At 69.4% G+C, this 23831-nt stretch carries 25 protein-coding genes; 17 read left to right on the top strand and 8 right to left on the bottom strand.

From position 1 onward, the window contains the following. Positions 1-10: 10 nt before the first annotated feature. Together ABZ345_RS05545 and ABZ345_RS05540 are read left to right on the top strand one after the other, a co-directional pair. Positions 11-361, top strand: coding sequence for a hypothetical protein (locus tag ABZ345_RS05545; RefSeq protein ID WP_359843274.1), 351 nt, complete (start codon positions 11-13; stop codon positions 359-361). Continuing rightward, positions 358-1215 carry a hypothetical protein gene (locus tag ABZ345_RS05540; protein ID WP_359843272.1) on the top strand — a complete coding sequence of 286 codons (858 nt, stop codon included), beginning with the start codon at positions 358-360 and terminating at the stop codon, positions 1213-1215. The genes ABZ345_RS05545 and ABZ345_RS05540 overlap by 4 nt, the downstream gene beginning before the upstream one ends. Here ABZ345_RS05540 and ABZ345_RS05535 read toward each other — a convergent pair. Next, positions 1212-1904, bottom strand: a complete 693-nt coding sequence (locus tag ABZ345_RS05535) for a ferritin-like domain-containing protein (RefSeq protein ID WP_359843270.1) — start codon at positions 1902-1904, stop codon at positions 1212-1214. The two genes, ABZ345_RS05540 and ABZ345_RS05535, sit on opposite strands and share 4 nt — an antisense overlap. Positions 1905-1981: 77 nt before the next feature. Next, complete coding sequence (locus ABZ345_RS05530; protein WP_359843268.1) at positions 1982-2191, bottom strand: hypothetical protein; 210 nt, start codon at positions 2189-2191, stop codon at positions 1982-1984. A 442-nt stretch (positions 2192-2633) separates the two neighbouring features. Here ABZ345_RS05530 and ABZ345_RS05525 point away from each other — a divergent pair, with 442 nt between their 5' ends. The 7 genes from ABZ345_RS05525 to ABZ345_RS05495 all read left to right on the top strand — a co-directional run bounded on the left by ABZ345_RS05525 (position 2634) and on the right by ABZ345_RS05495 (position 10160). Then, positions 2634-3113 carry an AAA family ATPase gene (locus ABZ345_RS05525; protein WP_359843266.1) on the top strand — a complete coding sequence of 160 codons (480 nt, stop codon included), beginning with the start codon at positions 2634-2636 and terminating at the stop codon, positions 3111-3113. Positions 3114-3519: 406 nt separating this feature from the next. Next, positions 3520-3924: a hypothetical protein gene (locus tag ABZ345_RS05520; RefSeq protein ID WP_359843264.1), complete on the top strand. Its 405-nt coding sequence runs from the start codon at positions 3520-3522 to the stop codon at positions 3922-3924. Positions 3925-3976: 52 nt separating this feature from the next. Next, on the top strand, positions 3977-6505 hold the full coding sequence (locus ABZ345_RS05515) for a CHAT domain-containing protein (RefSeq protein WP_359843262.1): 2529 nt from the start codon (positions 3977-3979) through the stop codon (positions 6503-6505). A gap of 7 nt (positions 6506-6512) precedes the next feature. Next, the gene (locus ABZ345_RS05510) at positions 6513-7616 is read left to right on the top strand and encodes a hypothetical protein (RefSeq protein WP_359843261.1); all 1104 of its coding nucleotides are present in this window, start codon (positions 6513-6515) and stop codon (positions 7614-7616) included. 12 nt (positions 7617-7628) lie between these two features. Beyond that, complete coding sequence (locus ABZ345_RS05505; RefSeq protein ID WP_359843259.1) at positions 7629-8489, top strand: hypothetical protein; 861 nt, start codon at positions 7629-7631, stop codon at positions 8487-8489. A gap of 244 nt (positions 8490-8733) precedes the next feature. Continuing rightward, positions 8734-9294: a snapalysin family zinc-dependent metalloprotease gene (locus ABZ345_RS05500; RefSeq protein WP_359843257.1), complete on the top strand. Its 561-nt coding sequence runs from the start codon at positions 8734-8736 to the stop codon at positions 9292-9294. Positions 9295-9551: 257 nt separating this feature from the next. Further along, the gene (locus tag ABZ345_RS05495) at positions 9552-10160 is read left to right on the top strand and encodes a DUF4360 domain-containing protein (protein ID WP_359843255.1); all 609 of its coding nucleotides are present in this window, start codon (positions 9552-9554) and stop codon (positions 10158-10160) included. 68 nt (positions 10161-10228) lie between these two features. Here ABZ345_RS05495 and ABZ345_RS05490 read toward each other — a convergent pair whose 3' ends face one another. Beyond that, entirely contained in the window at positions 10229-13534 is a 3306-nt protein-coding gene (locus ABZ345_RS05490) for a CHAT domain-containing protein (RefSeq protein ID WP_359843253.1), read from the bottom strand. 4 nt (positions 13535-13538) lie between these two features. Then, positions 13539-13877 (bottom strand): hypothetical protein, encoded by a 339-nt coding sequence (locus ABZ345_RS05485; RefSeq protein ID WP_359843251.1) that lies wholly within the window; start codon positions 13875-13877, stop codon positions 13539-13541. Between the two features lie 153 nt (positions 13878-14030). Here ABZ345_RS05485 and ABZ345_RS05480 point away from each other — a divergent pair, with 153 nt between their 5' ends. Continuing rightward, a complete protein-coding gene (locus ABZ345_RS05480; RefSeq protein ID WP_359843249.1) occupies positions 14031-14867 on the top strand; it encodes an alpha/beta hydrolase in 837 nt (278 codons plus the stop codon). Next, positions 14860-15441 (top strand): WHG domain-containing protein, encoded by a 582-nt coding sequence (locus tag ABZ345_RS05475; RefSeq protein WP_359843247.1) that lies wholly within the window; start codon positions 14860-14862, stop codon positions 15439-15441. The genes ABZ345_RS05480 and ABZ345_RS05475 overlap by 8 nt, the downstream gene beginning before the upstream one ends. A 22-nt stretch (positions 15442-15463) precedes the next feature. Here the strand turns inward: ABZ345_RS05475 and ABZ345_RS05470 are convergent, their stop codons facing one another. Together ABZ345_RS05470 and ABZ345_RS05465 are read right to left on the bottom strand one after the other, a co-directional pair. Next, entirely contained in the window at positions 15464-16567 is a 1104-nt protein-coding gene (locus ABZ345_RS05470; protein ID WP_359843245.1) for a hypothetical protein, read from the bottom strand. 39 nt (positions 16568-16606) lie between these two features. Beyond that, complete coding sequence (locus ABZ345_RS05465) at positions 16607-16825, bottom strand: hypothetical protein (protein ID WP_359843243.1); 219 nt, start codon at positions 16823-16825, stop codon at positions 16607-16609. A 346-nt stretch (positions 16826-17171) separates the two neighbouring features. On the opposite strand from ABZ345_RS05465, the gene ABZ345_RS05460 reads away from it, so the two are divergent. Both ABZ345_RS05460 and ABZ345_RS05455 read left to right on the top strand, forming a co-directional pair. After that, positions 17172-18125 carry a trypsin-like peptidase domain-containing protein gene (locus ABZ345_RS05460; protein WP_359843241.1) on the top strand — a complete coding sequence of 318 codons (954 nt, stop codon included), beginning with the start codon at positions 17172-17174 and terminating at the stop codon, positions 18123-18125. 29 nt (positions 18126-18154) lie between these two features. Further along, entirely contained in the window at positions 18155-18415 is a 261-nt protein-coding gene (locus ABZ345_RS05455) for an iron-sulfur cluster biosynthesis protein (protein WP_359843240.1), read from the top strand. Positions 18416-18487: 72 nt separating this feature from the next. Here the strand turns inward: ABZ345_RS05455 and ABZ345_RS05450 are convergent, their stop codons facing one another. Together ABZ345_RS05450 and ABZ345_RS05445 are read right to left on the bottom strand one after the other, a co-directional pair. After that, complete coding sequence (locus ABZ345_RS05450; RefSeq protein WP_359843238.1) at positions 18488-18640, bottom strand: hypothetical protein; 153 nt, start codon at positions 18638-18640, stop codon at positions 18488-18490. Positions 18641-18695: 55 nt separating this feature from the next. Next, positions 18696-18878: a hypothetical protein gene (locus tag ABZ345_RS05445; RefSeq protein ID WP_359843236.1), complete on the bottom strand. Its 183-nt coding sequence runs from the start codon at positions 18876-18878 to the stop codon at positions 18696-18698. A 30-nt stretch (positions 18879-18908) separates the two neighbouring features. Between ABZ345_RS05445 and ABZ345_RS05440 the strand changes: the two genes are divergently transcribed. The 4 genes from ABZ345_RS05440 to ABZ345_RS05425 all read left to right on the top strand — a co-directional run bounded on the left by ABZ345_RS05440 (position 18909) and on the right by ABZ345_RS05425 (position 23771). Next, a complete protein-coding gene (locus ABZ345_RS05440; protein WP_359843234.1) occupies positions 18909-20045 on the top strand; it encodes a glutathione-independent formaldehyde dehydrogenase in 1137 nt (378 codons plus the stop codon). A gap of 148 nt (positions 20046-20193) precedes the next feature. Next, complete coding sequence (locus ABZ345_RS05435; RefSeq protein ID WP_359843232.1) at positions 20194-20523, top strand: hypothetical protein; 330 nt, start codon at positions 20194-20196, stop codon at positions 20521-20523. Positions 20524-20596: 73 nt separating this feature from the next. Then, positions 20597-21871 carry a glycosyltransferase gene (locus ABZ345_RS05430; protein WP_359843230.1) on the top strand — a complete coding sequence of 425 codons (1275 nt, stop codon included), beginning with the start codon at positions 20597-20599 and terminating at the stop codon, positions 21869-21871. A gap of 406 nt (positions 21872-22277) precedes the next feature. After that, a complete protein-coding gene (locus tag ABZ345_RS05425; RefSeq protein ID WP_359843228.1) occupies positions 22278-23771 on the top strand; it encodes a sialidase family protein in 1494 nt (497 codons plus the stop codon). The last annotated feature ends 60 nt before the right edge of the window (positions 23772-23831 follow it).

Genomic DNA, 23831 nt, shown 5'->3' with positions numbered 1-23831 from the left:
GGAGATCGGCATGGCAGCGAAGACCCGGGTCGAGGCCCTGTGCGAGCAGTCGGGCGAGGCGCTCACCGAACGCGCCTCCCGGTATGGCGTCGCGGACGTCCTGGCCAGAGTCGCGGCCGGAGCGTCGGGCGGTGAAGTGTCCGAAGTGGACCTCGACCTGCTCGACGACGCCTTCGCCCGCAACGGCATCGACAACCTGACGCGGCGACCGCGCGGGTTCGAGCCGTGGAAGGGAGCGCGGGGCGTGACGGTGACGGCGTTCGTGTGCCCGACGGACGCGTGCACGCGTTCTGCGTTGGATGAGCGACCGTCGTGTGCGCTGACCGGGTTGCGGTTCCGCGAGATCAAGGTCGACCTGTGACCACGTTCCTCACCGAGCTCGGGAAGAGCCTGGCCACGCGCTGGGCGTCCGCGCTCGCGTTGCCCGCCGCGGTGTTCGTTGCTCTGGTGTCGGTGGCGGTGGTGCTCGGTCACTCGCACGCGCTCGACTTCGCCTTGCTGCAGAGACGGGTCATGGTGGTCTCGACCGGGCCCGCACTCGTGTGGGCCGCGGCCGGGTTCCTCGCGGCCACGGCCGCGGTCGGGTTGACGGTGACCGCACTGGGTGGCGTGGTGATCGCGGCCTGGGGCGCGACGGGCACGCCGTTGGCAGCTCTCCGGCGCTGGAGGTGGCGGCGAGCGTCGGGGAAGGCGGAGGCCGCGGTCAAGGCGGTGCTGGCGGATCGGTCGAACCGGAAGGCGAAGGCCAGGGCGCGGCGGGCGGTGTTGCGGCGGGACGGGATCGCCGAGATCGAGCCGGCCTGCCCGACGTGGGCCGGTGACCGGCTGCGGGGCGTGGACGACCGGGTCCGGCGGACCGGGCTCGACCTGACCACGCTGTGGCCGCGGTTGTGGCTGGTGCTGCCGGATCCGGTGCGCGCCGAGGTGACGACGGTCCAGGAACGGTGTGCGTCCGCCGCCAGGACTCCGGTGTGGGGCTTGGCTTGTCTGGCCGTGGGCGTCTACTGGTGGCCTGCCCTTGTGCCCGGGGTGTGGGCGCTGGTGGTGTCGGGGCGGCGGATTCGGCGCGCGGTCGGGGTGTACGCGGATCTGGTGGAGGCCGCGGTCGACCTGCACGCCCGTGACGTCGCCGGCCAGCTCGGGTTCGAGCTGACCGGGCGGATGACGCCGGAGATCGGAGCGCAGGTGACCGAGGCGCTGCGGAAACGGATCTAGGGCCGCGTCGAAGTCTCTGTTCGCTCTGGCTGCGAGTCGCCGCCCATGATTCCTTGCCGTCGAACGATTTCGAGCGTCTGCACGACGAACTGCCACGGCCCGAGGCCGAGCTGCCGCAACCCCGGCGCGTGATCATGCGCGACCGTCACCACGGCCCCGGCGAACAGCAGCCACCAGAACGCCCGTGCGGGCAGGCGAACCCGGCCGAGCCGGGCTTGGTGGAACGGAACGTGCCGCTCCTCGTCCCGCAGAATCCGATCCGCGACAGCAGCGGTGAGCGGGTCCCGGCTGCCGTCCCGCAACGCCCGGTAGTACCGCAGCGCAACGGTTTCCGCGATGAGCAGCACCATCAGCTCCAGTCGCAGTCCCAGCGCACGACGCAACCGCACGAACACCGCGTCCGTCCAATGCGAACTGATCGTCGGCTGGCCGGCCGCCCGCAGCAGATGCTCCAGCATCCGCGCGTGGTTCTGCTCCTCGGCGACGAACAACCGCACCGCCGCGCCGTACGTTCCGCCGCCAGCCTTGGCGATGAGGTTGGCGCCGTCGCCGGACTCGCCGACCTGGAACCGTTGCACGCTCCTGACGACGTCGGGGTGCAGCCGGGCGCCGACGGTCCAGTCGGGGTCACCCATTTGCTTCCGGCGCGCGGCTTCGGCCTCGAAGTTCTCGACCCATGTGGTGAACATGACCGGAAGACGGCCGGCTCACCGAAAGCGTTGGCCGGGTTGTGGGGAGGTTCTGTGAAGATTCGGCGGTCTTGAGCTCAGACCAGGTCTTTCCAGAACGTCACGGTGGCTTGCGGATTCCAGGACGCCCCGTCTGGGAACCGGTCGGCGTTGGCGAATTCGCGGTCGATGTAGTCGGCGATGTCGAGGCCGTAGTAGATGATGTCGGTCTGCCACATGGAAAGCACGGGATGGCCGTAGGTTCCTGTGCCTGCCGGAAGGTATCGGTGCCCGTAGATCGGGATCATGGCCGGCGCTTGCGCCAGAGCCCGTCGCGCGATCTCGGTCGCCTGTTCGGCCCGGTCGGGGCGTTTCCCCCACGACTTGGCCCAGAACTGGTTGTTCTCGACGTCGAACAGGACACCGTCGACCGGCCGCTCGAGGCGGCTGCGGAGCTCGTCGTGATCATGATGCCGCCAGTCGGGCCAGGGCTGCGAACTGGTGGCGGCAGCTGAATTGACGGGCAGTCCGGCGGCCAGGAATGCTCGATGGTCATCAGCGAACTGGAAGCCGAAGGCCTTCTCGATGCGGGCGAACTCGTCGTCGCTGAGCCCGTCGTCGATGACGCTGACGTCGGCATGGGGAAGTCCCGGCTGGTGCGCGAGGCCACCGCGACCCTGAGGGCTGAGGGTGGCGGGTGGTCACCGGTTTCTGCCACTCGCTGCGCGAGCCTCTGCCTACGGACCGGTGGTGAACGCGCTCGGCGAGGTCGGCCCGTGGCTGGGCGCCGGCCTTCCGGCGACGGCCGGTGCGCTGGCCCCGCTGCTGCCCGACCTGGCCGACCGCCTGCCGCCGGCACCGTCCACACCGGAGGGTCCGGGTGCGGCCCGCCATCAGCTGCTCCAGGCCGTGCGCTCGGTGGTGGCGTCGATCGGCCGGATGGTCATGGTCGTCGAGGACCTGCACTGGGTCGACGACGCGACCCGTGAGCTGCTCCTGCTGCTCGCCCGCGACCTGTCCGATCAGTTCGCCCTGGTGGTCACCTATCGGGCCGAGGACCTGTCCGGTGCCGCGGTCCTGGGCGCTGCCTACCGTCCGCCGCCCGGTGCCAGTGGCGCGGTGATCCGGCTGTCTCCACTGACCGAGACCGACGTGGCGGAACTGGCCGGCGCCGCACTCGGCCTCGGCGGTGTGCCGGGGCCGGTGACCTCGACGGACGGTGCGATGTGACCACCCGCGACCCCGCAGAGCCGTTGCTTTCGCCAACAATGCTTTCACCAGCGGAAATGTGAGCATCAACACCCGCCTGTGACGTTCTCGTGCTCATTTCGTAACATGGCCCGCCGTGTGAACATGCCCCGTCCCCGACGCAAGGTGTTCCCGAATGCCGGGCCGACATAGAACGAAGCCGACAGCCAGCCGCAAGTTGCCCATCGCCGTCGCCGCCACCCTCACCGCGGGCTTGGTCGGGACCTTCTGGGTCGTCCGCGTTTCGGACCAGCCGGTCGATCCAGCCGGAGCAGCCGCCCTCCTGGCCGCCTCGTCGACCCCCGTCAGCCAAGACTCGCGGCCTGTCACGTCATCGACCACGGCGCCGCCGCCGTCGCTGCCTCCGGCGACCACCACGGAGCCTCCGGTGACCACGACGCCACCCCAGACCACCACGCCGCCCCCACCGCCGCCGCCCTGTCCGACCACCCTGGACGGAGTCAAGCCGCATGCGGCGCAGGTGGGTCACCACGTCGCGGGCAAGTTCGGCGTCACCGACATCGGCGGCGCCGCCGGCCGGGGCGGCTCCGGTGACCACCCCGCCGGCCTGGCGCTGGACTTCATGGTCGATCCCGCCACCGGCAACGCGCTGGCCGACTACGTGCTGGCCAACCGCCGGGCGTTCGGCGTCACCTACGTGATCTGGCGCCAGCGCTACAACGACGGCAGCGGCTGGTCGGCGATGGAGGACCGGGGTAGTCCCACGGCCAACCACATGGACCACGTGCACGTGTCGTTCCAGGCGACCGCGACCGTCAACGTCACCTGCTGATACGCCCTCGCGGGGGCTGGCCCGGTGGGACACGATCCCAGGCTGGCCGACCGTGGGGCGCGGCCTGCTCGCCACCGCTCCCGCGTGGGTGTTCACCCGCTCGTGCGCCGACGAGTGCCACGTTGTTCGCGAGTACCCCGAGCTGCTGTCGTCAGCCGCCGACCGTCCGTCAGGTTGGTGGGGGAACTCTCGCTGGGGAGACGACGTGGATCCTGAGTCCGGTCCGGACATCGGGGGCATCTTCGGGATGGTCAGTCCCGAGGCGCTGTCCTCGCTTCAGGACGCGCTCGCGTTCGCGCGTGCCGGGCTCGATGGCCGGGTGTCGGCGATCGGGCGGGCGGGTTTCGACCTCTCCCGCTTGGACATGCCCGGCACGGACTCCGCAAGCCGACGCCAGGCAGCCGAGATGTTGCAGGAGGTCTGCTCGCTCAAGGCCGCGAGAGCGCGAGGTAACGAGGCGGGGGCCCGCGACCTGACGGCACGGATCCTGGCGCGGCCGGCGCCGCTGTCCCGGCCAGGCCTGGACCCGGACGACCTGGCGGTGTGGATGTTGGCCGTAGCGCGGGCATACCAGGCGTCGTTGCTCCTGGGGGACGATGTCGCGTCCGTGCTCGAGCCTGCGGAGATCACTCTGCTGGAACGCCTGGCCGCACGTGCGGACATGCTGCCCGCCTACAGCGCCATCTTCCACCTCGTCCTCGGCCAGGAGCGGCTGAACCAGGCCGCGCGGCGGGAAGTCGGCGGGATCGAGGCGGCGATCCGGCATTTCGAGCAGTCGCTGCGGCTGGGCGGGCCGGCCGATCCGGCCCGAGTGCTGAGCCTGACCTGGCTGGCCACCGCGATGATCCAGCACGTCGAGATCACGGCGGACGTCGCACTGCTGGACGACGCCGTGGCCGCGTTGGAGGAGGCCCGGAAGATCGCCGGCGGGCCGACGCACCCCGATTGGGCGGTCATCAGCTCGCTGCGCTTCCGGGTCGACGATCGCCGGGGTCAGGCGGCCGCACACCTGATCGCGGCAGATGGCCTGCGTCAGCGTGTGTGGCAGGTGCTCCTCGAAGACGATCCGCACGTGGCGCTCACGGCAGCGCGTCTCGCGGCCCGGCAGTCCCTCGCCACCGCGTACGCGTGCCTGACGGGCCACGACCCGGAGGCGGCGATCCGCGCCCTGGAGTCGGGCCGCGGCCTGATGTTGTTCGCCGCGGCCGAGTTCAGCCAGGTGACAGACCGCCTCGAGGAGGCCGGGCGAGTGGATCTGGCCGAGCGCTGGCGTCGCCGGGCCGCGTCCGGTGAGCCGGATCCCCCACTCGACGACCTGCGCCGGGAGGTGCTGTCCGTGATCGCGCACACCACGGATGGGCTCAGCTCACCCAGCGCGGCGGAGATCTCGGCAGCGCTGCGCGACCTGGACGCCGACGCCCTGGTCTACCTCGTTCCGGCGACCGGGAGCTCCGCGGGTCACGCGGTGGTCGTCCCGTCGCGCGGCGATCCCGGCTACATCCGGCTCGGGGACGGGCTGAAGGCGGAGGGAACGGGGCGACTGGCGGAGTATCTCGGGACCCTGTCCCGATCGCCGCGCGAGGTCGAGCCGGCCGGGGGCCCACCGGAGTTCGGCGGAGTCCTCGACGCGCTGTGTGCGTGGGCGTGGAACGCCGTCGTTGGACCGCTGCTCGACGAGTACATCAGGTTCCTTCCGCGCCCGGCCGGCCGGCGGACGTATCGGCTCTACCTGATCCCGGTGGGAGAACTCGCACTCGTACCCTGGCACGCCGCCCGACGCCCAGGGGGCGGCTACGCGCTGTCCGAGGCGGCGTTCTCGCTGGCCGGATCCGCCCGGATGCTCTGCCGCACCGCGAAGCTGGCCCCGGTGAGCCCGAGGCCGGTCGCCCTCGTCGTCGGTGATCCGGACACCGGCGGTGTGACCGCGCCGCTGCGTGGCGCCCGCGCTGAGGCGTATGCCGTCCACGAGTCGTATTACCGTGCTGGCCGCTATGTGGGCACCCGGCCGAACGGCACGCCAAGCCGGTGGGGCCCCGGCACCGCCCACCAGGTCCGCGACTGGCTGGCAGGGGACGAACTCGGTGCGGGCGGCGTGCTGCACCTGGCCTGCCACGGTGTCGTCGAGACCGGATCCGGGGCGATCGGCGCCCATCTGGTGCTGGCCGACGGCGAAACCCTGGCCGCCGACGAGATCGTGCCCCTGCTCGCCCGGCAGGCCGATCGGAGAATCGCGCTGGTCGTGCTGGCCGCCTGCCACACCGGCGTCTCCGCATACGGCTACGACGAGGCGTACAGCCTCGGTACCGCCTTTCTGACCGGCGGTGCCCGCACCGTTGTGTCCACCCAGTGGGCGGTCCCGGACGAGACCACCAGCGTGCTGATGTTCATGTTCCACCACTTCCTGATGGACCACCGGCTTTCGGCCTGGGAGGCGCTTCGCCGAGCCCAGCTGTGGATGCTCGACCCTGGCCGCACACCACCGCCGGCCATGCCCTCCGCACTGCGCCGGCAACTCGGCGAAGCGGGGGACGCCCTGAGCCGAGTCGAGGCCTGGGCGGGTTTCGTCCACCTCGGCCACTAGGACATCGATGAACGATCAGGAAATCGCCCGGCTGCGCGAGCAGATCGCCGCGGCACGGGACGGAGAACGCGCCGTCGCGCTGACCAAGCTCGGCTGGGCGTACCTGCAGGCCTATGTGGACGCGCGGCCGGGATCCGGCCTCATCCTCCACTACCTCGAGGAGGGCGTCGCGGCTCTCGACCAGGGGCGTCTCCTGCTGAGCACGGCAGACCCGGCCCGTGCCCAGGCCGAGGCCACCCTCGGCAACTACCACGCGTCGCAGGGAACGTCCTACTGGTGCGAGGGCGACCACGTGGACAAGGCGTTCCGGCTGTTGCGGGCCGCACTGGACTCCGGCTCGCTCGTGCCGGTGATGGCCGACATCGTCCGGTTCCATCTGGCCAGGGTCCACCTCTCCCGCCTTCTCGCCGCGGCACCGAGCTCGGCGGAGGCAGAGCTGGGCCCCGCACGTGAGCTGCTGCTCGGGGTCGCCGAACGCAGCATCACCCAAGCCCTCGGCACGGATTCGAAGATCCTTCTCGCCGCTCTGGCCAGACCTTCGCGAGCCAGTCTCGACCTCGCCGTGGCGGTGCTGAGATCCGACGGCGAACACTTGCCGCTCGTCGGCAACGCCGAGTTCGACCCCAAACTCACCGGCCGGGTCACCAGGCGCTATCCCCACACGCTGGTGGCGCGTGGATCCACACCGGCTGAGCCTCTCCCATCCGCCCGACGTCGTGCGGCACCGGTCGACGTGCAGCTGCTGCGTCGTGAGGCCTGGAGTCTGTTGCCCGCCACCTACTGGGACGATGCCCACGCCGCCGTGCAGCGCCTTCTCGCCGACGATGAACTGCCTTGGCTGGACCGCTTCCTCGCTGTGGCCGCCGTACTAGTCGACTCGGCACAACCGGCTACGACAGACGACCACCTTCTCCTCGCACTCGGGTACCTCCTGCGCAGCAGACACGACACCGACGGCTGGGCCGAAACCGCCGGCTCCGTGACCGCGCCGGCACCTGCGGTGAACGGCGATCTGCGGTCTGCATTGGCGAACCTCCTCGCCGCTCTGGCGAAGTTGGTTCGACTGCCTGTCCTCCAAGGGGACGTTGAAAGCACCACAGCCACCGGCTGACACAATGGACGAATGGCTCTGGGTTACCTCCTCGCCGTGCTGGCGACCCTGGCGTCAGGCAGCGGTTCGATCCTGGAGTCCATGGGCGTCCGGCGCGCGGGCGCGTACGGCGGAAGGTCTCTGGATCTCATCGCTCTGCGGCGTCAGTGGCTGTACTTCCTCGGTCTCGGTGTAGACCTGCTGGGATTCGCCTGCGCGGCTGCCGCGCTGCATCGGCTGCCGTTGTTCCTCGTCCAGTCGATGCTCGCGTTCAGCGTCGGTGTGACCGCCACGATCAGCGCCTTCCTGGGCCACCACCTCCGTGCTTCGGGATGGGGCGCGCTGGGTGTCGGCGCGATCGGCCTGGTTCTGCTGGGCGTGTCCGCGGAGCCGGGCCCCGCACAGACCCTGCCACCGCAGTGGCGCTGGATCCTCGTGGGCATGGCGATTCCTGTGACGGCGATCGCCCTCTACGCCCGGCGCCACCACCACGCCTGGGCGACGGTGGCACTGGCATTCGGCTCTGGCGTCGCCTACAGCGTCGTCGGCATCTCGGCACGAACCCTTGAACTCCCGGACGCCGCCTGGCGACTCGTCCTGGAACCGGCGGCCTGGGCCATCGTCCTCAACGGAGTGACCGCGGCGGTGCTGTTCGCGATGGCGCTGCAGAAGGGCGGCCCGACCGGGGTCACCGCGGTCATGTTCACCACCAACACCGCGCTTTCGTCGTTCGTCGGACTGATCTACCTCGACGACCGCGTCCGCGAGGGATACGTGATCGCCGCGACCATCGGGTTCGTCCTGGCGATCGCCGGAGCGATCGCCGTCGCCCACTACGCGGCCGACACCCGGCAAAAAGAGCCCGCGACGACGCCGGCCGGTACGCGAGCGTGAGGGTCTCGTGTCAGTACAGCTGTCCGAGGCGTCGGCCGGCGAGCGTGCCTGACGCACCGTGACTACGATTCGTCTCCTTTCTATGTCTTTTCCCGCATTCGACCGAATAGCGAGCATCGTCAACCGTCAAGAGCGCTGAACCCCTTCACGCCAATGGCGGGCGAGTGGGCTCGACGACCTTCCTTACGTTGAGTGGCGGAACCCTCAGGTTCCATTCTTCGCACCCTGCAAGCGAGGAGCACCCATGTTCAGGAAAGTCGTCCTGTCCGTCGCGCTAGCCGCGGCCACGACCTTCGTCGCACCCCTGACCGGTCAGGCGTCGGCCTCCGAGGCCCCGCCCACCGCGGCGGCGGTCAACGTCTACTACGACACCAGCAGCGCACCCACGTTCGCGAGCGCCATCCGTCAAGGCGCGGCGAACTGGAACGCGCGGGTCAGCAACGTGAAACTGGTGGAGAACCGCAGCGCGGCCACCCTGCGCTACCGCGAGGGCAACGACCCGCGTGGTTCATACGCCTCCACCAACGGCCACGGCAGCGGCACCATTTTCATCGACTACACGCAAGCGCGGCAGTACTACGTCACCCGTATCACCGCCCACGAAACCGGGCACGCCCTCGGCCTGCCCGACCACTACAGCGGCCCGTGCTCGGAGCTGATGTCGGGCGGCGGTCCAGGCACGTCGTGCACCGTCGCCTCGCCGAATGCCACTGAAGCGGCCAGGGTGAACCGCCTGTGGGCCAACGGGTTCGTCGGCACCTTCGAGTGGAAGGTCATCTACGAGCAGGTCCCCGTCCACTCCTGATCGCGCATGACCGCGAGGCCTGGGTCCCCCGTGGACCCAAGCCTCGCCCGTTACTGCCTGGGCACCGTCAAGGACCGGATGGCGGCCCGTCTTAGGAGCGCTCCCAGAACGGGCTTGTCGGTTCACACGGGTGAACAGGACACGGGAGGGCAAATCGTCAAGTAATCGCAAGGTGGCAGTAAACCCACCAAGCCGCCGTCATCGGGTTGGGTACATCTTCTCCGCCGCTGCCCAGCGTACGAGCCGGAAGGTATCCAATGATCCACGCGATTGTCGCCGCGGCCATGGCGATGTCCACCGTCGTCCTCCCACAGGCCGACGTCCCGCCGCCCGGCGCGGTCACCGTCGACACGATCAACGGAAGTGGCTGTCCCCGAGGCACGACCTCGGTGTCGGTGTCACCGGACAACTCCGCGTTCCACGTCGTGTTCAGCAGCTATGCCGCCAAGGTCGGCCCCGGTGCGTCACCGACGGACTTCCGGAAGAACTGCCAGCTGAGCATCAGAGTGAACGCGCCGGCGGGCTGGGTCTACGGCATCTCCAAGGTCGACTACGCCGGCTACCTGCACCTCGAACGCGGTGCCACCAGCACCCTGAAGTCCAACTACTACTTCCAGGGCATGACGGACACCGGCTCCCGCAGCCACAACTGGCAGGGCCCGGTGGATGACGAATGGCAGGCCACGGACGTGGGCTCGCCGATCATCTACCCGCCGTGCGGCGTGAACAGGAACCTCAACATCAACACCGAGCTGCGGGTCAACGTGGGCACGTCGGATTCGAAGAAGGCGAGCTTCATGGCGATGGACTCGCTCGACGGCCACGCCAAGACGGTTTACCACTTCTCCTGGAAGCGTTGCCCGTAACCGAAAAACCTGGTCGCAGGCCCGGAACCGTTGCGGCTCCGGGCCTGACGACTGATCGCGACGAGCGATCAGTCGGCCAGCCGCTCGCGCATCCGAGTCACGAACGCCGACATCAGCCCCGGTGACAGCTGGTCGAGCGGGAGCAGGCGGGTGAAGCGTCGCCGCGCTTCCTTTGCGCCACCGATGTCCAGCCAGCACTCGACGAGGGCCATCAACGCCTGGGCGGCGCGCTCGTCCGACTTCAGCTCGACCAGCCTCAGGACCACCGACTCGCCCAGCTGGGACGCCCCAGACAGATCTGCCTTGCGGTGCAACAACCGTGCAACCAGCGCGTCGGCGTCGAGCGCGTACAGCATCATGCCGAGCTCGACGTACAGCTCTCGCGCGGCCGAGAGTGCGTGCAGTGCGCCGTCATCGTTGCCGCGCTTGGTCTCCACGATGGCGAGCTCGTAGTGGGCGTTGGCGGTCAGGAGGTCGTGCGCCGACGGCAGTTCGAGCACGAACCGGCACCACGACGCCGCGTCGTCGAGGTTGTCCGTCTCCTCCTCCAGGACGGCGAGGTGCATGGCGGTGCGGGCCGGGTCGCCGATCCCCGGCCTGGCCCGCTCCAGTTCGAAGGCCGCCGTCAGCCACTCGCGGGCCTGGTCGAAATCGCCGCGTTCGCGGGCGGTGGTGCCGAGGATCCGCTGGAGCTCGGCCGCCCTGGTGAACCTGTTGTCCAGCAAGGCTTCCCGTGCCTCGGTGACCAGCTCTTCGGTCGACCAGGTGTCCTCGCCGCCGGAGGGCGGTTCGAGGACCAGGCCCAGCTCGTGGGCCAGGCCGGCGGCTTCGGTCGGTGGCAGTTCCAGTTCCCGCACGGCCTCGTGCAGCACCGCCTCGCACCTGTCGAGCTCGGCGGAGTCGCGGGCCTGCCGCACCGCCTCGGCCAGCGCCGTGCGGACCTCGTCCGGCCGGCCCATCTTCAGTGCGATCTGGCTGCGCCACAACAACAACCGCACCAGGTCCAACCGAAGATGCGGGTTGTCGCGGTGGTCCAGCATGTGCTCGACCTGGTTCCTCGCCTGCTTCCAGTCGGAGCGGGCCATCGCCGCACTGGCGGTGATGTGGCGCAACGTGAGCAGCAGCCCTGTCGCGTCCGGGTCGGCCTGCAGTTGCTCGTAGCTCAGGCCCGCGATGTGCGTCACCACCTCGGTGGCGGTCCACCAGCCCGGCGAACCTTCCGGCTTGCCCTTCTGATAGGCCGTGACGAGGCTGGTGGCGAGGGCGTAGTTGCGGTCGTCGATCGCACGCAGCGTCGTGATCCAGACGTGGGAGTCCACGACGGCGGTCAGGAACTCGCGGGTCACGCGCGTCCAGTAGGGGTGTCCGCTCGCCGGGGCGGGGAACGCGTGCTCGAGGATCACGAGGATGCTCGACGCCGCGGAACGTTGCAGCCTTCGCAGCTGGTCCCTCGTGAACCGCCGCGCCAGCTCCCCGCGCAGGGCGTACGACACCACCGGCGAGACGCGGTAGCCCAGTTCGGCGTCCAGGACCGGTCGGACCACGCCCGCTCGGTGGGCTTGGGCCAGCAGGTCGCGCCATTCGCCGGGGGTGATGTGCAGGTCGGCGAGCTCGCCGAAAGTGTCGCCGGCCAGCCCGCCGTCGGTCATGATCGCGAGCTCCGCCGGGCCGAACTCGTAGCCGTAGAGGCCGATGAACGGCAACGCCGTTCGCAACGGTGGTGACAGGCCGGCCAGCAGTCGCGTGACGGACGGGTCCAGGAGGGGATCGTCGTCGCCCTGGGGGTAGCCGACGTCCAGCCGCCGGGGAACCTCGACCAGGGGGAGGCGGCGCCAGGCGCGCAGAAGTGCCGCGAGGGTGCCGGGATGCCACCCCGTGCTCCGGATCAGCCACTTGAACTCGGCCTCGTTGAGCGAGAGCTGCGGCCCGTCCATCAGCTCCGACACCAGCTCGCCCACGGCCTGCCCCACCAGGTCGTCGGGCAGGTCGCCGGTGGCGTGGGAGTGGTGGGGGAGTGGGAACGAGTCGTAGCAGCTGCTCATCAGCACGCGGTGCTGGGAGGGCAGCTTGCGGATGGCCGCCGCGCACTGGTCCACGTGCTGGTCGATGTCGTCCCACACGTGCAGCACGCGCTCGTCCGAGTCCCCGTCGAAACGCAGGTCGGCGACCTGCGCGCCGGAGGCGAGCGCGACGCGGTCGAACCCGCGACTGAGCAGGGCGTACTGGGCGTAAGCCTGCAGCAGCACCGTTTTGCCGCCCGCGACCGGTGCGTGCACGACGACCGGGTTGCCCTGGTGGAGCTGCCGGTCGATGTCGGCCAGCTCGCCGTCCTGGTGCAGCAACGGCCGCACCCAGACCGGTTCCTGGTCGCGTGACCTGTCGGCGCGCGGTACGGCGTCGTGGAAGCGCAGGTCGACCGGTTGCTGTTCGTAGAGGACGGGGATGACGTGGAACGGCAGACCGCTCCTGGCCGTGAGCAGCGCCCGCCTGCCCCTGGCCACGGCCGCGGCGAGCGTGCTTCCGTCGGTGAGCGCGTCGTAGAACGCGGTGATGAACCTCGCCACCACGCGCGGTGCGACGGAGTGCGTCATCGCCAGCACCGCCGGGGTGCCCCGGTCCAGCAACGCGGACGCGACCGACGTCGTCTCGCCCGGCACGGGGTGGTAGGCCGAACGGCAGGCGTTGAGCACGACCAGCGGCACCTGGCCGGAGAAGCTCGCGAACTCGTGCGCGGAGACCCGATGCTCTTTGCCGTCCGCGTCCTCGAAGACCAGCCCGCAGTTCGCGTCGCCGGCGAAGCCGTGGCCGTCGAAGTGCAGGATGTCGTAATCATCCGCGAGCGCCTCGCGGAGTCGCTCGCTCGTGGCCGGTCGCAGCAGGTCGACCTGCACGTTCCCGCGAGTCAGGCCGGCCGCCCGGAGCAGAGGTCCGCTCACGGTCCCGGCGCGCACGTCCTCCGGCCCGTACGGACGCGGCGAGATCAGCAGCACCCGCAGCGGACCGGCGACGGGACCGCGCACGGCCGTGGGCCGCGGACTCGCTCGGCGGCGCATCCACTCTGCCTCGGGGTGCAGCAACTCCCACGGCAGACCGAGGAAGCCCACCTCGTCCGACACGACGTGCACCACCGGCCGCTCGACGTCCGGCAGCGGCACCTGCAGAGCCTTGCCCAGTGCCTCGACCACCGCCTCGGCTTCGGTGCGGCGACGGTGATCAGGCCCGACGGCAGGCTCCGGGCAGGCCTCCAGCAGCCAGCGCAGCGCCTCGGCGTGCTCGGGCGTGCACGGGTTGCGGAACGGGACCACCACCTCGCCCGCCGCCGTGGTCAGGACGACGTGGCCGCCACCCCGCGACGCGATGACCAGATCGGGCAACGCCTCAGCCGCGGTCTGCGGTGCCGTCGTCGGACAGGCGGATCTCGGTGATCGTCTTCCCGTCCGGTTTCTCGATCTTCTTGAAATACATCTGCCGGCCCTTGGCATTGCGCTTCAGCACGCGCTTGAGCAGGTCGTAGATGCCGTTGGCGGCGACTCCCGAAGCCAACGAGCCGAGCACGACCACGGCGTGCCCCATCAGCTCCGCCGCGTTGTAGTGCTCGGCGGGCGGTGCCGCGCGGGCCACGGCAACCTTCGTGCTCGCCTCGTCCAGGTTCCACGAGTGCGCCACCTGCTCGCCGGTCATCTCGAATTCAGGCGACACCGCCAACACCAGTTCCACGAACCCGACATCGATCGGACGCGGGATCGCGTTACAGTCCTTTGTGGACAGTAGGTGCGAAATCCGAACATGTGACCCCGAGGGTGGTTGACACGCCTGGCTAATGTCATTAGCTTTGGAGCTATCAGCAGTAGCCACCTGAGGGAGATGGACATGACTGAGTTCCTGGAGCTCGACGGCGGACGGCTCGCCTACGACGTGATCGGTGAGGGGCCGCTGATCGTGCTGGCCCACGGCATGGGTGACAACCGGGCCGCCTACCGCGACGTGGCCGCTTCGCTGTCCGACGCCGGATACCGCGTCGCCAGCGTGGACATGCGCGGCCACGGTGAGTCCAGCACCGGCTGGGCCTCTTACACCCGCACCGACTCGGCGGCAGACCTGCTCGCCGTGGTCCGGCACCTGGGCGGCCCGGCTGTGCTCGTGGGCCACTCGTTCACCGGCGGCTCCGTCACCATCGCGGCGGCCCAGGAGCCCGAGTTGGTCAGCGCCATCGTGCAGATCAGCCCGTTCACCCGCGCGCAGAAGCTCGACTTCGGCGGTCTCTTCTCCCACGCCCGTTACCGCAAGGGCATGGCGCTGCTCATGGGCGCGGGGATGTTGCGCAGCGTCGGGCTGTGGAAACGCTATCTCGACCACGCCTACCCCGGCACCAAGCCCGCAGGGTTCGCCGAGCACCTCGCCGCGCTCGACGCCGACCTGCGCAGGCCCGGCCGGATGGCGGTGGTGAGCGCGATGGGCATGTCCGCGCCCACCGACGCGGGCGCCGTGCTCGGTGACATCCGGTGCACCGCGCTGGTCGTCGAGGGCTCGCTGGACCCCGACTGGACCGATCCGCGCGCCGAAGGCGAGGGCATCGTGGCGGCCATGCCGTCAGGGCTGGGCCGGGTCGAGGTGATCGAGGGAGCCGGCCACTACCCGCACGTGCAGTTCCCCGCCGAGGTGGTCACGGCGGTCCTGGCCTTCCTCGGAGCCGACGCCCGTGGCTAGGGCGGCGCTGTCCGCCGACGCGGTGGTCGACGTCGCGCTGCGCCTGGTCGATCAGGAGGGTGCCCCCGCACTGACCCTGGCGGCGGTGGCCTCACGCGCGGGCGTGGCCACGCCGTCGCTCTACAAGCACGTCCGCAACCTGGCCGAACTGCACGCGCTCCTGTCGGCGCGGATCATGGACGAGCTGGCCGAGCAGATCCGTGGAGCGGTGCTCGGCCGATCCGCCGACGAGGCGATCCGTGCGCTCATGACGGCCTGGCGCGATCACGTGCTGCGCCACCCGTACCGCTATTCCGCGCTCGACCAGACACCCCACCCGATGGTGGCGCAGGCCGCGGAAAAGGTGGCCGGCATCATTCTGGCCGTCCTGCGCGCGTACGGCCTGGAGGATTCCGAAGCCATCCACGCCGCCCGCTGCCTGCGCGCGGCCATGCACGGTTTCGCGTTGCTGGAAGCGGAAAACGCGTTCCAGCGACCCGAGAAACCGGACGAGACCTACGACCTGCTGGCCCACATGGTGATAACCGGGCTGCGGACGCCTCTGCGCACCGCGTCGTCATCGCAGTCCTGGTGAGCCGGCGCTCTCACCGTGCGAACTAGGGGAGCGGTGGGAGTGGAAACCTGAGATGAGCGGCCACGACGTGTTCGCGCAGCGGTGTGTCCGCCCGTACGTGCTCGACCGATCCAGCCTCGTTGACCACCGTCTCGACCAGTTCGTCGAGCACGTCGGCTGTCCGGCGCAACTTCCTCCCGCACAGAGGGCAGTCCGCTCCCTCGGTGGCGAGCCAGTGGTTCTCGTCGCACACCACACCCGGCGTCATGACGTCCTCCTGCACCAGCAGCAGGTCCACGGCGGCGGTCGCTCCGGCCCACAGGCAGTCGCGCAGTCCCACGGCCGCGAACCCGCCCGTCGCGTGCTTCTCCAGGACCTCCGCGACCTGCGTGCGCTCCTGTTCGCGCTCGTACCGTTCGAGGATCCGGCCGGCTTCCGTCCGGACGGAAGCGTCCGTGGCGCGGTCGAGGTCGACGTGGAACTCACCGGCGATCTTGTTCTCGAGCTCCTTCGAGAGCATCTGGACGAGCCCGTCGATCTCCTCGTGCACACCGCCGAGCACGAGAACCTCGAAGTGCTCGGCACGCCACAGGTCGTGCACGGTGCCGGCGACCCGGCGGAAGTGCCGTCTGTCCAGCTCCTCGTCCCGGTGGTCGTCGAGTTCGGGCGTGACCGGGTCGCGGAGCTTCTCCAGTTCCTCCATCTCGTCTTGGTACAGGGCCCACAGCCGCGCCTCGCGTCGCGTGGTCACCACGACCAGAGCCCGGTGGTACTCGTCCAGCACGCCGAGCACGGGACGCACCCACGGCGTGGCGTCCACGACCACCCGATCCGCGACGTGCCGCGGCAGCTCGACCTGTTCGAACAAGTCCCTGCCGCTGCAGGAGAACATCGCGACGGCCGTCGAGTTCCTCCAGTCGCCGCTGCGGATCTCGTTCTCGATCCGGTCGAGGTCGTCCCGGACGGACAGTCGCGCCTCGCGGTCCAGATCGTCGTCCTCGGCGAGCGGCTTGACCTCGTGCACCATGCTGGACACCTTCGACACCACGGCGCCGGGTTCACCCCGGACGTCCACGTAGATCGAGGTGATCGGCAACCCGTCACCGCGAAGCCTGATGATGCGGTCGATCGTCTCTGCGGTCAGCATGTGTTCAGCCATACCCGTGTTTGGCCCGGACATGCACGGCTATCTGGAACCATGGCCCACTTCAGTCTCGACCCGGCCCTGGTTCGCGAGTTCACCGAGGACCGGCTGGCCCCCGCGGACGAGCAGGAGCTCGCCGACCAGGTAGCCCGCGTCCTCCCGTTCCACGCGGAACTGCCGCACGCTGTCGCCGCGGACCTGCTGCGCGTGGTGAAGCACGTGGGCGGCGACAGCGCTCTGCTGTCCTGGCTGGACAGTCATCCCGGCCGTCCCCGTCTGGTCGCGAGAGTGTTCCGCGTGATCGGCGTGCTGGACGAGCTCACCGCGCGTCCCGACGTGGTGTCCGCTCTGCGTACGCTCCGGTCTTCCGAAGGCGATCCTCCTGAACTGGCAGGTGTTCTGCCGCCCGCCACCGACGACTCCACACTGGCGAGCCTGTCGTGGCGGATCGAACGGTTGCTGGGGGACGCGCGCGACTCCGAGGCCGTGCGGCTCGCAGTCGCGGCGGTGGACCTGGTGCGCCGGATCGTTCCGTCGCTGGACCCGGATTTGGTGCGACTTCGGGAGAATCTCGTGCAAGGCGGATTCCGGCGGGTCGCCGCGCGCCATGGTTGTCAGGATTCTGCTCGCTTTGGTGCGGCCGATGGGGTTTGCGGCGTGCCGGGACAGCCCATCCGCGCCGCCGGTCGAGCGTTCGTCCTACGCCGATGTGGTCACGCGTACCGCGCCGTCCGCGGTGACGGTGAGGGTCGAAGGAGGTGTCGGCAGCGGCGTCGTCCTGCGTTCCGATGTCGTGCTGACGAACGAACACGTGGTGACGAACCACCGTCAGGTGCGCATCCGGTACGCGGACGGGCAGGACTCGGCTGGTGACGTGCTCGCCACCGACCCCTTGGCGGATCTCGCGGTGATCAGGACCGAGCGCAAGAACCTGCCCGCCGCCGAGTTCCGCACCGAGTTGCCCCGGCCCGGTGACGCCGTGCTGGCGATCGGCAGTCCACTCGGGCTGGAGTTCACGGTGACCGCCGGGATCGTGTCCGGACTGCACCGAACGCTGTCGGAGGGGTCTCAGGTCGAGCTGATCCAGACCGACGCGCCGATCTCACCCGGCAACTCCGGTGGTGCTCTGCTCGATTCAGCGGGGCGGGTGATCGGGATCAACGAGGCCTACATCCCGCCCGCGCAGGGCGCGGAGTCGCTGGGATTCGCGATTCCGTCCGGTGTGGCGGTGGACGTCGCCGAGAAGTTGTTGTCGTCCGGGCGGGTTGAGCACCCGTACCTCGGGGCGTCCCTGGGTGAGTCGACTCCGGAGATTCGTTCCCGGCTCGGCATCTCCGCCGAGCGCGGAGCTTTGGTGCTGGCGGTCGAGCCCGGTGGGCCCGCTGAGGCCGGTGGGATGCGCGCCGGGGACGTGATCGTGCAGATGAAGGACCAGGACGTCGACGGGGTGCAGGACGTTCAGTCGGCGTTGAGGTCGTCTCGCGTCGGAGAACGAGTTCCCGTGTCGGTGCAGCGCGCGGAACAGCGGGCTGACCTGACAGTCGTCCTGGCAGGCCGGTGATCGAGTGATCGGAGGGTGCTGTGTTGGAGATGACGCCAGTTGCCGCGGCGGTGATTCGCGAGTTGACGGAAGGAGAAGGTCCGTTGGCCGGGCTGCGGCTCGACTTCGCAGACGGCGACCTGCACGTCACGCGGGCCGCCGCGCCCGAGGAAGGTGACGAGGTGGTCACCGCCGACTCCGGTGAACGCGTGTTCGTCGCGCCGGAGTCGGGTCCCTACCTGGATGACAAGGTCCTCGACGCCCGCAAGGACGCCGACGGCACGCCCGTTTTCGCGGTGTCCGGCCGATAGGGCTCACACCAGGGCGTGTCGTTCGACGCGCAGGCCGGTGCTGTCCAGCCACCGGCCTGGAATCGTTTCCTCTCAAGCATCTTCGGTGGACCCGAACGATTCGGCGGCAGCGCGCAGGGACCGGAAGACGCCGACCACGGCGACGTCCTGCGCGTCCTCCTGCAGAGCGACGAACACGGACTCGTCGCGCTGGGATCGTGTCGTCTCAACGGTTTTCGTTGTCATGCCACACCTTCGGACCGCCCGAGTACCCCACTGCAGAGCGGGTATCCAACAGAGGTCAGGGCTTGTCGGAAGCGGCGCCCTCGGAGAACTCCCACCACGCGAGGGGGATCCAGTCGCCGTTGATGAACGCGTCGACGGCAGTGCCGCCGCCCCGGACGACCACCTCCGTGCCGGCCGGGTACGTCGTGCCGGACAGTCCCTGCACAGAAACAAGCAGCGTGCCAAGACGTTGCGACATGAATCGAATCTACCTCCGAAGGTAGTGACCATGAAGGCTGTCGTTTACAAAGAGCCGTACAAGGTTTCAGTCGAAGAGGTACCGGATCCACAACTCCAGCACCCCAACGACGTGATCGTCCGCATCACCTCCACCGCGATCTGCGGGTCGGACCTGCACATGTACGAGGGCAGGACCGCCGCCGAGCCGGGAATCGTGTTCGGGCACGAGAACATGGGTGTGGTCGAGCAGGTCGGCGACGGTGTCACCTCGATCGCCCGGGGTGACCGGGTGGTGATGCCGTTCAACGTCGCGTGCGGGTTCTGCGTCAACTGCGTGCGCGGCTACACCGGATTCTGCGTCACCGTGAATCCCGGGTTCGCCGGCGGCGCCTACGGATACGTGTCGATGGGCCCGTATCCCGGTGGGCAGGCCGAGAAACTCCGCGTGCCGTACGCGGACTTCAACTGCCTCAAGCTTCCGCCGGGCAACGACAACGAGCTCGACTTCGTGTTGCTCGCGGACATCTTCCCCACCGGTTACCACGGGTGCGAGCTCGCCGAGGTGTCGCCAGGAGAATCGGTTGCCGTGTTCGGAGCCGGACCGGTCGGCCTGATGGCCGCCTACTCCGCACTGCTGCGCGGCGCGTCCAAGGTGTTCGTCGTCGACCGGGTGCCCGAGCGGCTGCAGAAGGCGCGGGAGATCGGTGCCACGCCGATCGACTTCACCCAGCGCAACGCGGCCGAGCAGATCGTCGACCAGTGCGCCGAGCTCAACGGCGTGGACAAGGGCGTCGACGCCGTCGGATACCAGGCGCACTCGGACAGCGGCGACCGCGAGGAACCGGCCGTCGTGCTGAACGCGTTGATCGACTCGGTGCGCGCGACCGGCATGCTCGGCGTGCCCGGACTGTACGTGCCCGCGGACCCCGGCGCGCCGGACGAGCAGTCGGGGAAGGGCATGCTGCTCGTGTCGATCGGGCGCATGTTCGAGAAGGGCTTGCGGATGGGCACGGGACAGTGCAACGTGAAGCGCTACAACACGCAGCTGCGCGACCTCATCATCGCGGGCCGTGCGAAGCCGAGCTTCGTGGTGTCGCACGAGCTGTCGCTCGAGGAGGCGCCCATGGCGTACGAGAAGTTCGACAAGCGGGTCGACGGCTTCACCAAGGTCGTGCTGCACCCGTGACCGGAAAACGGCACCCGGTTCGTTCTGAGAGGACGAAAAGCGCCGTGTCGTGAGGGCGCACGATGGTCGTCGAGCCGGTGTGCCCGGTCGTGCCGGCGGCAGACCCGCCGGCACGACGTCTCGTCCTCGAACACGTGGAGCAACCTCGATGATCGTCGAGAGCGCCGTCGAGCGGTACCGTTTCGAGTGCGCCAACTGCGGCCATGCCTGGAGCGCCGACTACGACGTGCAGTACCTCCAGGACGCCGACGGCGGCGTGTTCGCGTTCTACCGGCTCGACGGCGTACCCGTGCCCTCACCCGCCGAGGACGATGTGCTGTGCCCGGTCTGCGGGCACGGACTCGTCTTCCGCGGTCTCGAAGCACGCAGGGACGTGCCGATCGCCTCGCTGGACAGCGACCAACCACGCCGCGAAGTCACCGAGACGCCCGAAGAACGCCGCGCCTCCGTTCCGCACCTCGCCGGCGCACAGGTGTGAACCGACAGGGCGAACCGGAGTCACCGAGTTCGTCCTCTCCTGCTGACGCGGCACCACGGTCAGTTTGCCCACGATGGCTTCTCGCAGTCGAAGCGAGGAGGCCGACGTGGAGCACGAGCGGATGCGGATCGCGATGGTGGTGGCGGCACAGGTGCCCGGCGTGCACGTGCACGTCTCAGGGCTGGCCGCGGCACTCGCCGGCAGCGGCCACGACGTCACGATCTACACCCGCAGAAGCGATCCTCGTCCGCCGACCAGAGAATCCACCGACCACGGCTACGAAGTGGTGCGCGTGCCCGCCGGTCCCGCACAGCGGATCGATGAGGAAGGGCTGGTCCCGCACCTGGGCAGGTTCGCCGACCACCTCCGCCGCGAATGGCGGCACGACCCGCCGGACGTCGCACACGCACACCACTGGACCTCCGGGCTGGCGAGCATTCTCGCTGCCCAGCACGGAATGCCGGTGGTTCAGACGTATCACGGGCTCGGTGTGGTCGAGCGCGGCTGTGGGGCGAAGAGACTTCCGGGCGAACGCATCGTCGGCCGCGAGGCGACTCGGGTCATCGCGACGTCCTCCGAGGAGGTGGTCACGCTCGTTCGGATGGGTGTCGCCAGGTCACATATCTCGGTCGTGCCCACCGGTGTCGACCTCCGGATGTTCACGCCGTTCGGGACGAACGCCGAACGTGGCGGCCAGCGCCGGATCATCACCGCGGGCGAACTGATGCCGCACAGGGGTTTCGCCGACGCCGTCCTCGCCCTGTCCCGAGTGGACGAAACCGAGCTGCTGATCGTGGGCGGTCCGAAGAAGCGCCGGATCAACTACGAGCCGGAGGTGCGCCGGTTGCGCGAGCTCGCCGGGCGCGTAGGTGTCGCGGACCGCGTCGCGTTCACAGGTGGCGTGCCACGTGAGGAGATGCCCTCGTTGCTCCGTTCCGCGGACGCCGTGGTGTGCACTCCTTGGTACGACCCGGCAGGCCTGGCGTCCCTCGAGGCGATGGCATGCGGTGTGCCGGTGGTCGCGACGGCGGTCGGAGGGCTGATCGACACGATCGTCGACGGCGTCACGGGCCTGCACGTGCAACCCGTCCAGCCGCGACGTCTGGCCAAGTTGCTGCGCGGGCTTCTCGCCGACGGGACCCGCCGCCAGGAGTTCGGCATCGCGGGCTACGACCGGACGTGCGCGCGGTACTCGTGGGAGCGGATCGCGGCCGACACCGTCCGGGTGTACCAGGGGGCGGGCGGTGAGGATTGCCGGCCCAATGCCTGTGGGCGGCGACGCCGGGTGAGCGGTGTTCCCACATCTGCCACACCGGCCTGGCTGTCCAGAGACCGTCGGCGTCGGTGACCTGCTTGTGCAGCAAGGCATTGCGTCGCCGCGGCCGTGGAAGCCCGCACCGACGTAGACCTCGGCGATCGGTGACAGGTCACCACCTGGCGTCCAACAAAAGTGCGTGGTTCCCAGCCGTCGAAAACACATCTCATTATTGCTTCAGTGTCGACTAAAAACTCCTGACTCCGTTCACGTAGCGCGAGACGGCAGCCACCAAGGGCAAGGCGCCTTCACCACGAGGAACGGGGCACGGGAAACCACCGCGATTGGCGCAGCGAATGCGCCAGCTGCCGGTCGAGGTGTCCTTCGACTCCGGTGTGCGCGACGCGCCGACTCCGCCGGCGTGAACGGGAGCGCAACGATCGGGCTCGTCCGGACGATTCACCCATGAGGGGGAAAGCAGACATGCGGAGGTACCCTCATGCGTGCGACCAGACGGCTCACCGCCGCTGCGGCGGTCGTCCCTCTGATTCTGTTCAGCCTGGCACCGGCAGCCTCGGCGGCGCCGTTCTCCGTCGGTGCTGACGTGCTGGTCAGCGGCCCATCGGCGCTGACCGCCTGCCCGTTCGGCGCCTCGGCGGACTTCGCCGCCGCCTACGACAACACCGAGGTCGAACCCCAGGTCGCGGTCAACCCGGTCAACCCGGCCGAGATGATCGGCGCGTCCCAGCAGGACCGCTGGCCGGACGGCGGCGCACGCGGCCTGACGTCGTGGATCACCCACAACGGCGGCGCGTCGTGGACCAAGCTGCCGGACGTGCCGTGGAGCGCCTGCCAGGGCGGCCCGACCCGGTTCGGCCGCGTCACCGACCCGTGGGTGACCTACGACAAGGTGGGCAACGCCTACTTCCTCGGCCAGCCCATCGACTCGGCCGCGCTCGGCCAGTCCGCGGTCTCGGTGACCAGCCTCGACCGGTCCACCGGCACCTGGCGGCCGCCGCAGATCCTCCAGGAGGACCCCGGCGACCGCGGCGTCTTCAACGACAAGATCTCCATCACCGGCGACCCGACCCGCGCCGGCTACGCGTACGCGACCTGGATCCGCGGGGACTACCCCAACAACGGCAAGCAGAGCCCGATCGCGGATCTGCACTCGTTCGCCTACCGCGGCCAGCCGATGTTCTCCCGGACCACCAACGGCGGGCTGACGTGGTCCACCCCGGTGCCGATGCGCAACTCGAACACCTACATGCAGGGCAACCAGATCGCGGTCGGCCCGGACGGCACGCTGTACGACGTCGCCGCGAACCTCTTCACCGGTGGAACCCTCAACGACAACGGCGTCTACATGGGCGTCATGACCTCCCGTGACGCCGGCCTGCACTGGTCGGCTCCCGCGAAGATCGCGCCGATCCGGTTCGCGCAGCTGTTCGTGCCCGACGACAACTTCCCGATCCGCGCGGGCGACTACATCCCCGACATCGCGGTCGACATGACCAGCGGCGCGATCTACGTGGTGTGGGCCGACGGACTCGGCACCGCGCTGAACAAGGTCGTGCTGGCCCGCTCCACCGACGGCGGCCGGCACTGGAGCGGCCCGACCGTGGTCGCCACCGGCGGACCCGGTGTGCAGTCGTACAACCACGCGATCGACGTGTCGGACACCGGCATGGTCACGCTGACCTACTGGGACGACCGCAACAACGTGCCCGGTGACGGCGTCGCCACGACCGACATCTGGGTCCGCCACTCTCACAACGGGACGCTGAGCTGGGAACCCGAACAGCACCTGCACGGCCCGTTCGACCACTACCGGGCACCGATCTCGTACTTCGCACCGGGCGATCCGAGGGGCTTGTTCCTCGGTGACTACTCGGGGCTCGAAACGGTCTCGGGCAACAACACCATCGCGTTCTTCCCCTCGACGAACGCCGACGGAGCGGACGTTCACGCGGTACGGCTGAACCACAGCTGAGCTGCTGCGAAAAGCAACGGTTCACGGCTGCACCGTCAGCTCCGGCGACCACACGTAGGA

This window comes from Lentzea sp. NPDC005914, assembly GCF_040629405.1.
Taxonomy (GTDB): domain Bacteria; phylum Actinomycetota; class Actinomycetes; order Mycobacteriales; family Pseudonocardiaceae; genus Lentzea.
Note: the sequence above shows the minus strand (reverse complement) of the source record. Positions and strands in the feature narration are given on the sequence as shown.